General features: G+C 61.2%; 14 protein-coding genes. 6 read left to right on the plus strand and 8 right to left on the minus strand.

The window, feature by feature from the left end:
* Positions 1-44 precede the first annotated feature (44 nt).
* Genes coaBC through ACR0L1_RS09235 form a run of 4 tightly spaced genes read left to right on the plus strand, consistent with a single transcriptional unit; the run spans position 45 to position 4,820 of the window.
* The gene (coaBC, locus tag ACR0L1_RS09220; RefSeq protein WP_480504533.1) at positions 45-1,241 is read left to right on the plus strand and encodes a bifunctional phosphopantothenoylcysteine decarboxylase/phosphopantothenate--cysteine ligase CoaBC; all 1,197 of its coding nucleotides are present in this window, start codon (positions 45-47) and stop codon (positions 1,239-1,241) included.
* Positions 1,242-1,256: 15 nt separating this feature from the next.
* Positions 1,257-1,712, plus strand: coding sequence for a dUTP diphosphatase (gene dut / locus ACR0L1_RS09225; RefSeq protein ID WP_480504535.1), 456 nt, complete (start codon positions 1,257-1,259; stop codon positions 1,710-1,712).
* Positions 1,712-2,749: a HesA/MoeB/ThiF family protein gene (locus tag ACR0L1_RS09230; protein ID WP_170772454.1), complete on the plus strand. Its 1,038-nt coding sequence runs from the start codon at positions 1,712-1,714 to the stop codon at positions 2,747-2,749. Before dut ends, ACR0L1_RS09230 begins: the two co-directional genes overlap by 1 nt.
* Positions 2,750-2,807: 58 nt before the next feature.
* Positions 2,808-4,820 (plus strand): M3 family metallopeptidase, encoded by a 2,013-nt coding sequence (locus tag ACR0L1_RS09235; protein ID WP_480504539.1) that lies wholly within the window; start codon positions 2,808-2,810, stop codon positions 4,818-4,820.
* Here ACR0L1_RS09235 and ACR0L1_RS09240 read toward each other — a convergent pair.
* From ACR0L1_RS09240 to ACR0L1_RS09265, 6 genes are read right to left on the minus strand one after another with little or no spacing between them, the layout of a single operon-like run.
* Entirely contained in the window at positions 4,809-5,741 is a 933-nt protein-coding gene (locus tag ACR0L1_RS09240) for a 2-hydroxyacid dehydrogenase (protein WP_170772452.1), read from the minus strand. The two genes, ACR0L1_RS09235 and ACR0L1_RS09240, sit on opposite strands and share 12 nt — an antisense overlap.
* A 15-nt stretch (positions 5,742-5,756) precedes the next feature.
* Positions 5,757-6,896 carry a rod shape-determining protein RodA gene (rodA, locus tag ACR0L1_RS09245; protein ID WP_170784822.1) on the minus strand — a complete coding sequence of 380 codons (1,140 nt, stop codon included), beginning with the start codon at positions 6,894-6,896 and terminating at the stop codon, positions 5,757-5,759.
* Positions 6,893-8,842 carry a penicillin-binding protein 2 gene (gene mrdA / locus ACR0L1_RS09250; protein WP_170772450.1) on the minus strand — a complete coding sequence of 650 codons (1,950 nt, stop codon included), beginning with the start codon at positions 8,840-8,842 and terminating at the stop codon, positions 6,893-6,895. The genes rodA and mrdA overlap by 4 nt, the downstream gene beginning before the upstream one ends.
* Positions 8,839-9,375, minus strand: a complete 537-nt coding sequence (locus tag ACR0L1_RS09255) for a rod shape-determining protein MreD (protein WP_170784820.1) — start codon at positions 9,373-9,375, stop codon at positions 8,839-8,841. Before ACR0L1_RS09255 ends, mrdA begins: the two co-directional genes overlap by 4 nt.
* Positions 9,368-10,270, minus strand: coding sequence for a rod shape-determining protein MreC (gene mreC / locus ACR0L1_RS09260; protein WP_170784818.1), 903 nt, complete (start codon positions 10,268-10,270; stop codon positions 9,368-9,370). Before mreC ends, ACR0L1_RS09255 begins: the two co-directional genes overlap by 8 nt.
* 56 nt (positions 10,271-10,326) lie before the next feature.
* Complete coding sequence (locus ACR0L1_RS09265) at positions 10,327-11,373, minus strand: rod shape-determining protein (protein ID WP_039523195.1); 1,047 nt, start codon at positions 11,371-11,373, stop codon at positions 10,327-10,329.
* 155 nt (positions 11,374-11,528) lie between these two features.
* On the opposite strand from ACR0L1_RS09265, the gene rlmJ reads away from it, so the two are divergent.
* Positions 11,529-12,314 (plus strand): 23S rRNA (adenine(2030)-N(6))-methyltransferase RlmJ, encoded by a 786-nt coding sequence (gene rlmJ, locus ACR0L1_RS09270; RefSeq protein ID WP_480504544.1) that lies wholly within the window; start codon positions 11,529-11,531, stop codon positions 12,312-12,314.
* A 153-nt stretch (positions 12,315-12,467) separates the two neighbouring features.
* Here the strand turns inward: rlmJ and ACR0L1_RS09275 are convergent, their stop codons facing one another.
* Entirely contained in the window at positions 12,468-14,036 is a 1,569-nt protein-coding gene (locus ACR0L1_RS09275) for a 2-isopropylmalate synthase (protein WP_170772442.1), read from the minus strand.
* A gap of 286 nt (positions 14,037-14,322) precedes the next feature.
* On the opposite strand from ACR0L1_RS09275, the gene ACR0L1_RS09280 reads away from it, so the two are divergent.
* Complete coding sequence (locus tag ACR0L1_RS09280) at positions 14,323-14,988, plus strand: SDR family NAD(P)-dependent oxidoreductase (protein WP_170772440.1); 666 nt, start codon at positions 14,323-14,325, stop codon at positions 14,986-14,988.
* A 2-nt stretch (positions 14,989-14,990) separates the two neighbouring features.
* Here ACR0L1_RS09280 and ACR0L1_RS09285 read toward each other — a convergent pair whose 3' ends face one another.
* Positions 14,991-16,448: an MORN repeat-containing protein gene (locus ACR0L1_RS09285; RefSeq protein WP_480505771.1), complete on the minus strand. Its 1,458-nt coding sequence runs from the start codon at positions 16,446-16,448 to the stop codon at positions 14,991-14,993.
* Between the last annotated feature and the right edge of the window lie 119 nt (positions 16,449-16,567).

A 16,567-nucleotide genomic window follows, 5' to 3' on the forward strand; every position in this document is an offset into this window, starting at 1 on the left:
TGCTTGCCTAATGTCAGGGCCGACCGGGACGGGAAGGGCTGAACATGCTGGCATCGAAACGAATTCTGCTGATCATCGGCGGAGGCATCGCAGCCTATAAATCGCTGGATCTCATCCGCCGCCTGCGCGAACGCGGCGCGGCCGTAACCCCGGTTCTGACCCGCGCGGCTGAGGAATTCGTGACCCCTTTGTCCGTGTCTGCCTTGGCCGGAGAGAAGGTCTATCGCGATCTTTTCGATCTGACCGATGAGGCCGAGATGGGCCATATCCAACTCTCCCGCTCTGCCGATCTTGTAGTGGTTGCCCCGGGCACTGCCGATCTGATGGGCAAAATGTCCAGCGGGCTGGCCAACGACATGGCCTCGACCCTGTTGATGGCGACGGACACGCCGGTTCTTTGCGCGCCTGCGATGAATGTACGGATGTGGGATCACCCCGCGACGCAGCGCAATCTGACGCAACTGCAGGCGGATGGTGTCCGCTTTGTTGGCCCGAACGAGGGCGACATGGCCTGTGGCGAATACGGCCCCGGCCGCATGTCCGAACCGCTGGAGATCGTCGCGGCGGTCGAGGCGCAGCTGGGTGGCGGCCCCTTGCAGGGCAAGCGTATTCTGGTCACTTCGGGCCCCACCCATGAACCCATCGATCCGGTGCGCTATATCGCCAACAGGTCCTCGGGCGCGCAAGGAACGGCGGTGGCGAGGGCGCTCGCCGCGCTGGGGGCCGAGGTGGTGTTTGTCACCGGCCCGGCGGATGTGGCTCCGCCCCAAGGCGTACAGGTGGTTGCGGTCGAGACCGCGCAACAGATGTCGGATGCGGTGGACGCCGCCTTGCCCGTGGATGCGGGCGTGTTTGCGGCGGCTGTGGCGGATTGGCGGGTGGCCAGCGCCTCGGACCGGAAGCTAAAGAAAACCCGCGACGGCCTGCCCGCGCTGGAATTTGCGGAAAACCCCGACATTCTGAAACGCATCTCGCATCTGGAAACGGGTCGCCCCGCGCTGGTCGTGGGCTTCGCCGCCGAGACCGATAGTGTGATCGAACACGCCACCGCGAAGCGCGCGCGTAAGGGGTGCGACTGGATTGTGGCCAATGATGTCAGTCCCGCCACCGGCATCATGGGCGGGTCCGAGAATGCGGTCACGTTGATTTCGGACGCAGGGGCCGAAGAATGGCCACGTATGAGCAAGGACGCTGTGGCCGAGCAGTTGGCGCGCAAGATCGCCGACGCGCTGACCGCGTGAGGGAAAGGAAACAAGATGGTTGCAATTCGCGTGATCCGCGAGGACGGCTCTGACCCCTCAGTACCGTTGCCGTCCTACGAAACCACTGGTGCGGCGGGCGCGGATGTTCGAGCCAACCTACCGGATGGAGCGTCGATAACGCTGAAACCCGGACAGCGCGCCTTGGTTCCCACCGGCCTGCGGATCGAAATCCCGAATGGCTATGAGGTGCAGGTGCGTCCAAGGTCCGGGCTGGCGTTGAAACATGGGATCACGCTACCCAACACGCCGGGTACGATCGACAGCGATTATCGCGGCCCGCTGGGTGTGATCGTGCTGAATGCCGGGCAGGAGGTGTTCGAGATCACCCACGGCGAACGCATTGCGCAGCTTGTCGTGGCCCCGGTCGTTCAGGCCACGTTTGAGTCTACCGATACGCTCAGCGACACCGAACGCGGCGCGGGTGGGTTCGGCTCGACCGGGCGCGGCTGATGCTGTTGGTTTTCATTCTGGCTGCCGGGCTGTGGGGCGTTGGCTATCTGGCTGGCGTGTCGCGCACCGCGCGGATGACATCCGTCGGGGTGTTGCTGTTGGGCGTGATCACGGCGCAGCTGGTTCTACCGGACGGGCACCCCTTGCGTCAGGCGACTGGCGGCTCTGCGGCGATGTGGCTGATCCTGGCTGGTTTCGCGGTTCTGGTTCTGGTTTATGGAAGGGTGCTGAAAGCGTTACGCAACCGCGCGACGCCTGCCACGAAGGAGTCCGCCATGCCATCCGACCAATTCTCTGAAACCGAGCTGGAACGTTATGCCCGCCATATCGTGTTGCGGGAACTGGGTGGGCCGGGTCAGAAAAAGATGAAACAGGCCCGTGTGCTGGTTATCGGTGCCGGGGGGCTGGGCGCGCCAGCGCTGCAATATCTGGCTGCCGCCGGGGTTGGGACCATCGGTGTTATCGACGATGACGAGGTCGAAAATGCCAATCTGCAACGTCAGGTCATACACCGCGACGCGGATATCGGGATGCCCAAGGTTTTCTCGGCGCAGCAGGCCATGCAGGCGCAAAACCCTAATGTGATCGTGCTGCCTTACCACCGCCGTCTGACTGATGAGATCGCGCAGGATTTGTTTGCCGATTTCGATCTGATCCTCGATGGCACTGACAATTTCGACACTCGCTATCTGGCCAACCGCACGGCGGTAGCGCTGGGCAAGCCGCTGATCTCGGGTGCTCTGTCGCAATGGGAAGGGCAGCTGAGCGTCTTTGATCCCGCCCATGATGCCCCTTGCTATCAGTGTATATTCCCAGAGGCTCCGGCCCCAGGGCTGGCGCCTTCCTGCGCCGAGGCTGGCGTGATTGGCCCTCTGCCCGGCGTTGTGGGCTCGATGATGGCGGTGGAGGCGATAAAGGTGATCACCGGGGCTGGGCAGGCTCTGCGCGGTGAGATGCTGATCTATGACGCGCTTTATGGGGAAAGCCGCAAGATCACCCTGTCGCGCCGCGCCGATTGTCCGATTTGCGGTAAGTGAGCGCGCGCACTGGATCATCCCGCCCTGCGTTCCTAGGTTGTGCTCAAAGGAGAGTTTCATGACCAACCCGATCCTGTCCGACTGGACCACACCGTTTGAAATCGCGCCCTTCGACACGATTGCCGACACCGATTTCGCGCCCGCGCTGGATGCGGCCTTGCAGGCGCATAACGCGCAGATCGCCGCCATCGCGGACAACCCCGACGCGCCCAGCTTTGCCAATACGGTTGAGGCGCTTGAGGCTGCGGGTGAGCAATTGGACAAGGTCCTGTCCGTCTTCTTCACTGTGGCCGGGGCTGACAGCAACCCGGCGCGAGAAGAGCTGCAGCGTGACTTCTCGCCCAAACTAGCGGCGCATTTCTCAGGCATTTCGTCGAACAAGGCGTTGTTTCAGCGGGTGGCCGATCTGTGGGCGCGCAAGGATGATCTGGGCCTGACGGACGAACAGGCGCGGGTGTTGATGTTGACCCATCGTGGCTTCGTTCGCGCAGGCGCGGCGCTGACCGGGGATGCAGACGCGCGGATGCAGGAAATCAAGGCGCGGCTGGCCTCGCTGGGTACATCCTTTACCCAGAACCTGCTGGCGGATGAGCGTGAGTGGTTCATGGACCTGTCCGAGGATGATCTGGAAGGTCTACCAGATTTCGTCGTGGATGCGGCCCGCGCTGCCGGGCAGGAAAAGGGTGTAGATGGTCCCGTTGTCACCCTGTCCCGCTCGATCATCGTCCCATTCCTGCAATTCTCGCCCCGCCGCGATCTGCGCGAGGTGGCCTATAAGGCCTGGACTGCGCGTGGCGCGAATGGGGGCAAGACGGATAACCGCGAAAATGCCGCCGAAATCCTCAGCCTTCGCCAAGAGCGCGCCAAGCTTCTGGGCTATGACAATTTCGCGGCCTACAAGCTGGAAACCGAGATGGCCCGCACGCCGGACAAGGTGCGTGACCTGCTGATGCAGGTCTGGGAACCCGCCAAGGCCCGCGCCGATGCGGACGCCGAGATTCTGACGCAGATGATGCAGGCGGATGGGGTCAATGGCCCACTGGCCGCGTGGGATTGGCGCTACTACGCCGAGAAACGCCGCAAGGCCGAGCATGATCTGGATGAGGCGGCGCTGAAACCCTACCTGCAGCTGGACCGGATGATCGAGGCCGCCTTTGCCTGTGCCAACCGCTTGTTCGGGTTGGAGTTCGGGCCGCTGGACGTGCCGCTCTACCACCCCGATTGCCGCGCTTGGGAGGTCACGCGCAATGGTCAGCATATCGCGGTGTTCATCGGGGATTACTTCGCGCGGGGCTCCAAGCGATCCGGCGCGTGGTGCAGCGCGATGCGGTCGCAGGCCAATTTTCCAAAAGTGCAGGCTCCGGTCGTGATCAATGTCTGCAATTTTGCAAAGGGCGATCCGGCGCTGCTGTCTTATGATGACGCCCGGACGCTATTTCATGAATTCGGCCATGCGCTGCATCAGATGCTGTCGGATGTGACTTATGAAAGCATATCGGGTACGTCTGTCGCGCGCGATTTCGTAGAACTGCCCAGCCAGCTTTACGAACACTGGTTGGAAGTGCCCGAAGTTCTGGCCGAGTTCGCCACCCATGCCGAAACCGGCGCGCCGATGCCGCAAGACATGCTGGACAAGGTGCTGAAGGCCGCCAATTTCGATCAGGGGTTTCAGACGGTCGAATATGTCGCCTCGGCGCTGGTCGATCTGGAGTTCCATGACGGCGCGGCCCCGGTGGACCCGATGGCAAAACAAGCGCAGGTGCTGGACGGTCTTGGGATGCCTCCGGCCATCGGGATGCGCCACGCCACCCCGCATTTCGCGCATGTCTTTGCGGGTGACGGCTATAGCGCGGGCTATTACAGCTATATGTGGTCCGAGGTCATGGACGCCGACGCCTTCGCCGCCTTTGAAGAGGCCGGTGGCGCATTCGATCCCGACCGCGCCAAGGCGCTGGAGGAGAACATCCTGTCCACCGGAGGCTCCCGCGAGGCCGAAGACCTGTATCTGGCCTTCCGGGGCCGGTTGCCGGGGGTCGAGGCGTTGCTGAAAGGGCGCGGGCTAGTAGCCTAAAGCGCGGTCGACGAGGTGCAGGTAGGGTTCACCCGCCTCACCGCGTCGAATGTTTTCAACGATCACCTGCGCGGCTGTCACTGGCCGCGTTTCCGAGGCGATATGCGGCGTGACCGTCACGTTCGGATGCGCCCAATAAGGGTGGTCGATTGGCAAGGGTTCAACCCGGAACACGTCCAACGTGGCGTGGCCGATTTGTCCGGCGTTCAGCGCATCCAGCAGGGCGCTGTCGTCGATGAGAGGGCCTCGGCCCGGATTGATCAGACATGCGCCCTTAGGCAGCAGGGCGAGAGTTTCCGCGTTCAACAGGTTCTCGGTCGCCGGTGTGTCGGGCAGCAGCAGAACGACGATTTCAGCTGTGGTCAGCGCCGCGCGTAGCCCGTCTTCGCCGTGCAGGCAGGTGACACCGGGGATGTCCTTGGGCGACCGACTCCAGCCCGTGACGTTGAAACCCAATACAGCAAGTGCCCGCGCGGATGCCTCGCCCAACATGCCAAGGCCCAGTATGCAGACGGTGCGTTCAGGGGCCAGCGGTGGGGCCTCGGGTGTCCATGTGCCGTCCTGAACAGTGATATGGCGGTCCATTCCAAGATGGTATCGCAGCACGTGGCCGACCACCCATTCGGTCATGCCTTGCGTCAGGCCGAAATCCACCATTCTAGCGAGGGGAACGGTTAGGGTCGCGTTATCTGCGATGCTTTCGACCCCGGCCCACAGGCTGAGCACGGCCTTCAGCCGCGAATACGGCGTGAAGTCCAATAGCCCACCGTTTGGCGCATAGACCACGTAATCGACCTGATCCGGGTCCATCTGCGTTCCGATTGCCGCATCCACCCCCGCATTGGTCAAGCCGTCTGACAAGAGGGGTTCATACACGGGCCACAATTCAGGGCGCGCGGAAAACAGGACGTTCACGGGCATCGGAGGCCTTTCAAATCAGCGAGGACGATGGATATGCGCGCTTTGCACAATACCGAAGGCCGCCATCAGGACAAGCATGGCCGAGCCGCCATAGCTGACCATTGGCAGGGGCACACCCACGACCGGGGCCAGTCCCATCACCATCGACATGTTCACCGCGAAGAACAGGAAGAAGTTCAGCGCGATGCCCAGCGTCACTAGCGACGAAAACCGGTCCTTGGTCGACAACGCCGTCACCAGACAGAACACGATGATCAGGCCATAAAGGATCAACAGGGTAATGCCACCGACAAAGCCGAACTCCTCGGCCAATGTGGTGAAGATGAAATCGGTATGTTTTTCCGGCAGGAAGTTCAGCCGCGATTGCGTGCCCTGCATGAAGCCGCGCCCGTTCCAACCACCTGATCCAAGCGCGATTTTGGACTGAGTAATGTGATAGCCCGCGCCCAGCGGGTCGGTGGAGGGGTCTAGAAAGGTATCAATCCGGCGGAATTGGTAGTCCTTAAGCAACTGCCACTCGGTTCCGCGGCTGTTGAAAACGGTTGCGATCAGCCCGACCACGGCGGCGATGACAGCGGCGAAATAGGCCCAGTGGACCCCTGCCAGAAACATCATCCCGCCTCCAGCCGCCAGCAACAGGATCGAGGTGCCAAGGTCGGGTTGTTTCAGCACGAAGAACACGGGGATCAGGATCAGGATCACCGGAAGGATCACCCACAGCGGGCGCGAGGTTTTGTGCGAGGGCAGCCAGTCGTAATAGGCGGCCAGCACCATCACAAGGGCGACCTTCATCACCTCGGACGGTTGCAGGCGCATGAAACCAAGGTCGATCCAGCGCTGTGCGCCCATGCCAATCGTCCCGAACAGCTCGACCACGATCAGCAGGCCAATTGAGCCCAGATAGGCCAGAACCGACATGTTGCGCCAGAACCAGATGGGGACAAGCGCGATGATGAACATCACCGTCAGGCCCAGCCCGAACCGTTCCATCTGCGGTTCGGCCCATGGGGTCCATGACCCGCCTGCGACCGAGAACAGCATCAAGAACCCAGCACTGGCCACGCTGATCAGCAGCAGGGTCAGGGGCCAGTTCATATACAAGAACTTGCGGAACCCCGAGGGCGTGGATTTGACCGTATATTCAAGATAGCTCATGCGCGGTCCTTTTCGGACGGGCGCGCTTTGGGACGGCGATCGCCTTCAAGCTTCTTTTGCAGTTCCTTGATCCGGTCGCGGTCTGCCACCGGATAGGCGTCCAACGGCGGCGTTCCATTATAGAGCGCCTGTAACATGATATCCCTCGCCACAGGGGCTGCGGCTTTCGACCCGCCGCCGCCATGTTCCACCACCACGGCAATCGCGTATTTCGGCTTGTCATAGGGCGCGAAGCTGACAAACAGAGCATGGTCTCGACGCTCCCACGGCAGGTCTTCGTTGCGGATGACGCCGGCGGCACGTTCGGCCTTAGTGATGTTGCGCACCTGGCTGGTGCCGGTTTTGCCCGCCATTCGGAAATCATCGGCTATGATGCGGCTGCGATAAGCTGTACCGCGCCGGTCATTCGATACCGTCCACATCGCCTGCCGAACTTGTTCCAGATTACGCGGGTTGACGTCCAGCGGCTCACCTGCGCCCGAGGGTTGCTCGACCCCGTTCATCGACCGAACAAGACGCGGCGAGACAGATCGCCCGGTCGCAATCCGCGCGGTCATCACGGCCAGTTGCAGCGGCGAGGCCAGCATGAACCCTTGACCGATCGAGGCATTGGCCGTGTCACCCACCAGCCATTCCTGCCCATGCACACGCCGCTTCCAGTCTTGATTGGGCGCCAGCCCGGCGGCCACGGCGGACATCGGTATGTCATGCTTGATGCCCAGCCCAAAAGTCCGTGCCATGTCCGAGATTTTGTCGATCCCCGTGCGCAGGGCCACGTCATAGTAATAGACATCGCAACTGCGTTTGAGCGAGGTTTCCAGATCGACTGTGCCATGCCCGCCGCGTTTCCAGCAATGGAACCGGCGGCTGCCAACCTTCAGGTGGCCAGGGCAATAGACGGTGTTCGATGGTCCGATCACTCCGGCCTCCAACGCGGCCATGGCGGTGATCATCTTGAAGGTCGATCCCGGCGGGTAGGTGCCCTGCACGGTCTTGTTGGCCAGCGGGCGGTAATTGTCCTGCGTCAGGGTCCGGTAATCCGCGACCGAGATGCCGCGCACGAACAGGTTGGGATCAAAACTGGGGGCTGAACTTATCGCCCGGATATCGCCGGTTTCGCAGTCGATCACGACCGCAGCGGCGCTTTCGCCCGCCAGACGTGCCTGCGCGTATTGCTGCAGATCGGCATCGACAGACAGTTGCAGATCGGCCCCGGCGGTACCTTCCTGCCGGTCAAGCTCGCGCATGACGCGGCCAGTGGCGTTGACCTCGACTCGTTTGGCCCCGGCCTTACCCCGCAGGCTGATTTCCTGTTTGGCCTCTAGCCCGACCTTGCCGATCTGGAACCGAGGTATGCGCAGCACGGGTTCGGGGTCTTCGATCTGGCTGAGGTCATAGTCGCTGACCGGGCCGACATAGCCAACGACATGGGCGAAGTCCTCGTATCTGGGATATTGTCGTGTCATGCCGACCTCGGGCGTGACACCGGGCAGGGCGGGGGCGTTGACGGCGACTTTCGAGATATCTTCCCACGTGACCTGATCGGCCAGCGTGACCGGCAGGAACGGGGCCGAGCGGCGCATCTCGGTCTTGGCGCGCTCGATCTCATCATCGGTCAGCGGGATTAGGTCAGACAGTCTGGCGATAACGGCGTCTACGTCGCCCGCATCCTCGCGCACCATCACGATCCGGTAAGAGGGCGAGTTCTGTCCGATGATCTGCCCGTTGCGGTCGTAAATCCGACCGCGTGTCGGTGGGATCAGGCGGATGTTGATGCGGTTTTCTTCGGCCAGCAGGCGGTATTCATCCGCTTGATCCACCTGCATATACCGCATCCGTGCGGCCAGACCGCCAATAAACACGGCCTGCAATCCGCCAAGAACAAAGGCGCGACGGGGCAGTCTTTTATAGGCCAAACCCTGCGATTTCTGTTTGCGTGGCTTCATGGGCGGGCTCCTACTGCGCCGGACTCCGAGGTCGAAACCCGCCGCACGCCGAATCCGCTCTGGCTGAGCAAAACAATCAGCGGATAAACCGCAATCGTCAGAACCACTTGTATCACGACCGGACCCAATGCTGCCTGTTGTACGGACAGAATAGCAAGAATGACGCGGTTGAGGGCAAAAACAGCCGTGATGACGACGGCGGCGCTGGTCCATTCGCCCATGAACCCGGCGTCACGTAAGCCGGGTGCTGCGTTGCGCAAGTAGGACGCGCCCATCACAACCAGCGCGGCCAGCAGACCCGGAGGACGTTGCAGCAGCAGATCGGCCAGCAACATCACCACCGCGATTAGAGGGATGGGCACAAACTCGGGACGCCGCAACACCCAGGCAAATGTCAGCGCAATGATCAGATCAGGAAAGGGCCAGCGATCTGGCCGCGCGTTCAGTGGCAGCAGATGAAAAAACAGGATCAGAAGGGCTAGAAACAGATACAAGCCGCGTTTGGCCCAAAGCTGCGAAGTCTGACTATCCATCGCCGACCTCCGATGGGGTCAGGGCGGCTTCGGGGCGTCTGGGGCCGACGACATCGCCGGAATCTTCGATACGTGGAGCCGAATGGAAGCGCAGCACGCGTAAAAATTCCAGTCGTTCGAAATCGGCGGACAGGCGCACACGTAGGCGCCCACCGGGGTCGGCGGCGATCTGTCCGATCAGCAGGCCGCCAGGAAACACCCCGCCATCGCCCGAGGTCACGACCCGATCACCCGGTCGTACAAGCTCGCGGTTTTCCAGGAATTCCACAGCGGGCGAAGGCGTATTGTCGCCGGTGATCAGCGCGGTTTGACCCGAAGGCTGGATCGTTGCCGGAATGGCGCTGGACGCATCGGTCAGCAGAATGACCCGTGCTGTATCGGGGCCGACGCCGGAAATGCGCCCGACGACGCCGATCCCGTCCATCGTGGCCCAGCCATCCATGATGCCGTCCCGTTCGCCCACATTCAGCAACACCGATTGCCTGAAGGGCGAGCCGCTATCGGCCATCACAACCCCGGTAATATAGGTCAAGCGCGGGTCAAGCCGCACATTGTTAAGGTCCAGCAGGCGCGCGTTTTCCTGTTCAAGCTGTAGCGCGGCCTCTTTCCAGGCCCGCATCAGGCGCAATTCGCTGCGCAGCTCTTGGTTTTGTGCGCTCAGCCGCTGATAGCTTTGGAAATCGCGGACAAGGTTTACAACTGCGGTGACTGGCACCATCGCCCATTCCATCGACGGCACCACGCGGTCCACCACCTGCGCGCGAAACCGCTCGACCCGAGGGCTGTCAATGCGCCAGACCAGAAAGATTCCCAGCAAGCACAGCACCACGATCCCCAACAGCAAGCGGCGCAGAGGGGCCGTGTATTCATCGCGCTGTGATCGGTCGTTTGCCACAGGTTACCTTCCCGTGCTGCTCTTGCCCGAGTTTTTACCCCGAAAGGGTGCGCGCCTTAGCTTTCGTAGTCAATCGCGTGGCGCAGTTGTTTTTCATATTCCAGCGCTTTGCCGGTGCCCAAAGCCACACAATTCAGGCTTTCATCGGCAATCGACACAGCCAGACCAGTCTGTTCGCGCAGGGCAAGGTCCAAATCGCCCAGCAGCGCGCCGCCGCCGGTCAGCATCACGCCCCGGTCCACGATGTCGGCGGCCAGATCGGGGGGTGTGGTTTCCAATGCTGTCATTACCGCCTCGCAAATCTGTTGGACGGGTTCCGACAGAGCCTCGGCTACCTGAGCCTGGCTGATCTCAATCTCTTTGGGTACGCCGTTAAGCAGGTCACGGCCCCGGATATGCATCGACTGGCCACGACCGTCGTCAGGCATCCGGGCAGTGCCGATGGTGGTCTTAATGCGTTCAGCGGTGGATTCGCCCACGAGAAGGTTCTGCTGACGGCGCAGATACGAGATGATCGCCTCATCCATTCGGTCTCCGCCCACGCGGACCGAGCGCGCATAGACGATGTCGCCCAGCGACAGAACCGCAACCTCGGTGGTGCCGCCGCCGATATCAACGACCATGTTGCCGGTCGGGTCGGTGATCGGCATGCCTGCACCAATGGCGGCTGCAATCGGTTCGGCAATCAGGCCCGCGCGGCGCGCACCTGCCGACAGAACCGACTGACGGATCGCACGCTTTTCTACGGGGGTCGCACCGTGTGGGACGCAGACGATGATCTTGGGCTTCGAGAAGGTAGACCGTTTATGCACCTTGCGGATGAAGTGCTTGATCATTTCCTCGGCAGTGTCGAAATCAGCAATCACGCCTTCACGCATCGGACGGATCGCCTCGATCGAGCCGGGGGTTCGGCCCAGCATCAGCTTGGCGTCCTCGCCGACGGCCAGCACCTTTTTGACACCGTCCTTGACGTGATAGGCGACAACCGAAGGCTCCGACAGGATCACACCGCGCCCTTTGACATAAACCAGCGTGTTCGCTGTCCCAAGGTCGATGGCCATGTCCGCTGTGAACAAGCCGCCCAGATTGCCAAAGATTCCCATGTTTTTAATGATCCCGTTCGTCAAAATTACCACTGCCCGCGACTCGACGGTTCCGGGACGGATGTCTTATAGGGTGCCATCTCGCCCGGTAAAAGGGCTGATTCCGCGTCAATCAGCACCTTTCCGCCTTATTGATAGGGACTTTAGAAGGCAACATGCTCTCATATCAACATATTTACCATGCTGGAAATCTGGCTGACGTGCAAAAGCACGCTTTGCTGGCGTGGATGCTGGATTATCTGGCGCGCAAGGACAAACCCCTGACCTATGTCGAGACTCATTCGGGGCGGGGTTTGTACAAGCTGGACGCTGCTGAAGCGGTCCGCACCGGCGAGGCCGCTGCAGGAATTGAGCGCGCGCGGCGTGACGGGTGGTTTGGTGCTGATCATCCTTTGTCGAAGGCGTTGTCCAGCGTTCAGGCAACGCACGGGGCGCAGGCATATGCGGGATCGCCCCTGATTGCGGGCAATTTGCTGCGTGATCACGACAGTTTGCATCTGGCTGAAATGCATCCGCAGGAATATGAGGCGCTCTCACTGGCCGTTTCGCGGTTCGGAGCGAAGGTCTACAAGCAGGATGGCTATGCGCTGGCGCATTCATTGCTGCCGCCTACCCCTCGGCGGGGTTTGCTGCTGATCGATCCAAGCTATGAGGTGAAATCGGAATATGACCGCCTGCCGGGGTTCATTTCCAAGGTGCACCGAAAGTGGAATGTTGGGGTCATCGCGTTGTGGTATCCTATCTTGACCGATGGGCGACACAAGCCGATGATTGCGGCGCTGCGGGCGCAAACCCTGCCCAAAGCAGCATGCCACGAGGTGCGCTTTCCAGCCGCGCGCGAGGGGCACCGTATGATCGGGTCGGGAATGTTCATTCTGAACGCACCGTTTGGCATTCGGGACGAGTTTATGCGCCTATCCACCTTGTTTGAGCGGTTGTAGAAAGCCCTCCCGCCCCGATTGCCAGCATCAAAGATGCCGTCAATTGAGTTGGGCCCGGCAGCGCGCCGCAGGCGCGCTGCCGGGCCCAAAACCCAAGAAGGGTCGGCGAAGCCGGGCCGCCGCGGGTGCGGGAGCCTCTGCGCTCTCAGACGATCAGGTCAGGTCCTTATAGCTGATCTCACGTGCATCCGCGCCCGGACCGGCCTTTTCGCGTCGCATGATCAGGCGGTTCAGCGCGTGGATATAGGCTTTAGCCGAGGCAACGACGGTATCGGTGTTGGCCGATTGACCGGTTGCAATCATGCCATCCTCTTCCAGCCGCACCGAGACTGTGGCCTGGGCGTCTGTGCCTTCGGTCACCGCGTGCACTTGGTACAATTGCAGATGCGCCTTGTTGGGATAGATCGCACGGATTGCCTTGAAGGTCGCATCAACCGGCCCATCGCCGTGTTCTGTGGCGATGATGTCCTTGCCGTCCATCTCAAGTTCGACCGTCGATTCCGCCTGACCGCCTGTGCCGCAAGTCACTTTCATCGACACCAGTTGCAGATAGTCGTCATGCTCATCCATGGTCATCAGCGCGATGAGATCGTCGTCAAAGACTTCTTTCTTGCGGTCGGCCAGATCCTTGAACCGAACAAAGATGTCCTTCAGCTGATTGTCGCCAACATCAAAGCCTAAGGTTTCCAGCTTGTCACGCAAGGCCGCGCGGCCTGAGTGTTTGCCCAGGGGCAAAGACGTGCCGGACAAACCGATATCTTCAGGGCGCATGATCTCGAAGTTTTCGCGGTTCTTCAGCATCCCGTCCTGATGGATGCCGCTTTCATGCGCAAAGGCGTTCTTGCCGACAATCGCCTTGTTGAACTGCACGTTGAAGCCCGACACCGTCGCCACACGGCGCGAGATATGCATGATCTTGGTGGTGTCGATACCCGTGTGCCACGGCATGATGTCATTGCGGGTGCGCAGTGCCATGACGACCTCTTCCAGCGCGGTGTTGCCCGCGCGTTCCCCCAGACCGTTGATGGTACATTCGATCTGTCGCGCTCCGCCCGCGACGGCGGCCAGCGAGTTTGCAGTCGCCATGCCGAGGTCGTTGTGGCAGTGGGTGGCGAAGATCACCTCATCCGCGCCCGGTACGGTCTCGATCAGGCGCTTGATCAGGTCGGCGCTTTCCACCGGCGCGGTATAACCCACCGTGTCGGGGATGTTGATCGTGGTCGCGCCCGCCTTGATCGCAATCTCGATCACGCGGCACAGGTAATCCCACTCGGTCCGCGTGGCGTCCATCGGTGACCACTGCACGTTGTCGCACAGATTGCGCGCGTGGCTAACCGTTTCGTGGATTTTATCGGCCATCTCGTCCATCGTCAGGTTCGGAATGGCGCGGTGCAGCGGAGAGGTGCCGATGAAGGTGTGAATGCGGTTTTGCCGTGCGTGTTTCACGGCGTCCCAGCAGCGGTCAATGTCTGCGAAATTGGCGCGGGCCAGACCGCAGATGCGGCTGTTTTTCGACCGCTCGGCAATCTCGCTGACGGCCTTGAAATCACCTTCGGAGGCGATGGGGAAGCCTGCTTCGATGATGTCGACGCCCATTTCGTCCAGCAGCTCGGCAATTTCGAGCTTTTCGTTATGGGTCATGGTTGCGCCGGGGCTTTGTTCGCCGTCGCGCAAAGTGGTGTCAAAGATCAAGACGCGGTCTTGGTCGGTCACGTTGGTCATGGGAATCTCTTTCTTCTTCTGTCCTAAAGCCTATGGCGCGCGGGCGTCCTCCTCTGAGCGGGCGCGCCGGATGGCACGCTCAGAGGCGGATTAGGATCAGTAGGCCACGCAGCCACGTACCGCGAAGGGCGGTGTCGGCAACAAGGATATCTGCGTGGTTGATCATGGGATTGAGGTTATACAGAGCGGAACGCGAATGAAAAGACGGAATTTACAGGTCTTACACGCGCAGGGACGTTTTTTGCGATGCTTTGAAGTAAGCGCTTGGGCTGCTAGGTGATCGGCTATGAAAAAAGCACTCATCATTGGCGCGTCGGGCGGGATCGGATCGGCGCTTTGTAGGCGGTTGGAGAAACAATCGGTCGCGGTAACAGGTTTGTCCCGGTCTTCGGTTGGGTTTGACCTGACCAAGCCAGACACCGTCAGTACTGCTCTGGCAGCGCTTGGAGGACCCTATGACCTGATCTTCGTTGCGTCTGGTGCGCTTGAAATCAACGGGGCTGAGCCGGAAAAGACGATCCGCGCTTTGTCAGCCAAGGCGATGATGGATCAGTTTGCTTTGAACGCGGTGGGGCCAGCTTTGGTTTTGGCACAAGCTGCGCGGTTGTTGCCGCGGGACCGGCGGGCCGTCGTGGCGGTGCTGTCGGCGCGGGTCGGGTCGATTGGCGACAACCGTCTGGGCGGGTGGATCAGCTACCGCGCGGCCAAAGCTGCTGTGAATCAGATCGTTCACACCTCGGCGATCGAACTGGCGCGGACACACAAGCAGGCGGTATGCGTTTCCCTGCATCCCGGCACGGTGCGCACTGAGTTCACTCGAAAATACGCAGGACGCCACGCGACCGTTGAACCAGACGAAGCCGCGCAGAATTTGCTGTCAGTGATCGAGGCGCTGGCCCCGGACGATACAGGTGGTTTTTTCGATTGGGCCGGGCAGCCGGTGCCTTGGTGAACCTAGCCGTCCGAAGGCGCGTCGGATGTGGTGTTTTCGGCCGGTGCAGCCTCGGGCTCGGCGGCGGTTTTGCCCGGTAGGACACCGTTTTCCCACACGCCTGATTCTTCTTGGCCGTTGGCATAGCGCATGGTTCCGTCGCCGTGGCGTTTGTTGTCCAGAAAGCCACCCTCATAGACGTCGCCCGTGGCATAGGTGGCGATCCCAGTGCCGCTGATTTTGCCACCCGCCCAATCGCCGGTATAGGTAAACCCACGGGGAGTGGTGATCGTTCCGAGCCCTTCGCGGACGCCATCTACGAATTCGCCTTCGTACACGGTTCCATCCGGGAAGCTGGCGCGCCCTTTGCCGTGGCGGGCGCCCTCGATCCAATCGCCCTCGTACGTATAGCCGTTGGCAAAGGTCAGAACGCCGGTGCCATGGCTGAGGCCGTTTTTGAACTGACCCGAATACACGACGCCGTTGGGGTAGGTTGCCTTGCCGGTGCCTTCGAAGATGCCTGCGATCCAGTCGCCCTCGTAGATGATGCCGTCCGGGTAGGTGTGCAGCCCTTTGCCATGGGGCAGGTCGGCGCTGAAGTCACCCACATAGGTGGAACCGTCGGGATAGGTCATCTCGCCAAAGCCTTCGATCTGCCCGTCCTGCCATTCGCCGGTATATTCAAAACCGTCTGTGCCCACGAACCGGCCTTTGCCGTGGCGGCGGTCGTCGGTGTAGTCGCCCTCATAGGTCGCGCCATTGGCGTATGTGGCCTTGCCCTTGCCCTGACGCCGCCCGTCGACCAGATCGCCTTCGTAGACGTCACCGTTGGCCTGTACCATGCGCCCCTTGCCGGTCATGCGATCCTGCACCCAGTTCCCGGTATAGGTCATGCCGTCGGGCACAGTCAGCGTACCCTGTCCATGGCGCACACCATTGTCGATGTCGCCCTCATAAACGCTGCCTTGGGTCGAGGTGATCTTGGCCTTGCCCTGTTTCGCGCCCTCAACCCAGTCGCCCTCATAGATATATCCGCTGGGGTCGGTCAGAGTTCCTTTGCCGTGGTACTGCGCCTGCTTGAACCCGCCTTCATAACGCGCGCCATTGGCATAGGTGGCAATGCCTTGCCCGTTGATCGTGCCATCAGACCATTCGCCCTCATAGCTGCCACCATCGGGATAGATGATCCGGCCGCGCCCTTCCGGCTGACCCTTTGCGAACGCGCCGTCATAGATTGACCCGTTCGCATAGCGGGCAATACCCCGGCCTTGAATTTCACCTTCGGACCACTCGCCCTCATATTCGAAGCCGTCGGGCAGGCGATAAGTGCCGGTGCCGTGCCGTAGCCCGTTCAGGAAAGTGCCTTCATAGACGCCGCCAACCTCATCATCCGCAATGATGACCTGCCCGTCCTGCGCACTGGCGGGCAAGACCAACAGGGCCATCGCGGTAGCGGCGATTGAGGTGCGGATGACGTTCATAGGGTTTTCCTGCCTGCGGGTGGTTGTTCTACAGCGCAAAACTAAGATACCGCCGGGGGCAGGGCAACGGGTTTTGCCGCATTTGCCTTTTCCTCGCGGTGCGATCTGGTAAATGGCAT

The sequence above is a fragment of the Ruegeria sp. J8 genome, from assembly GCF_056531925.1.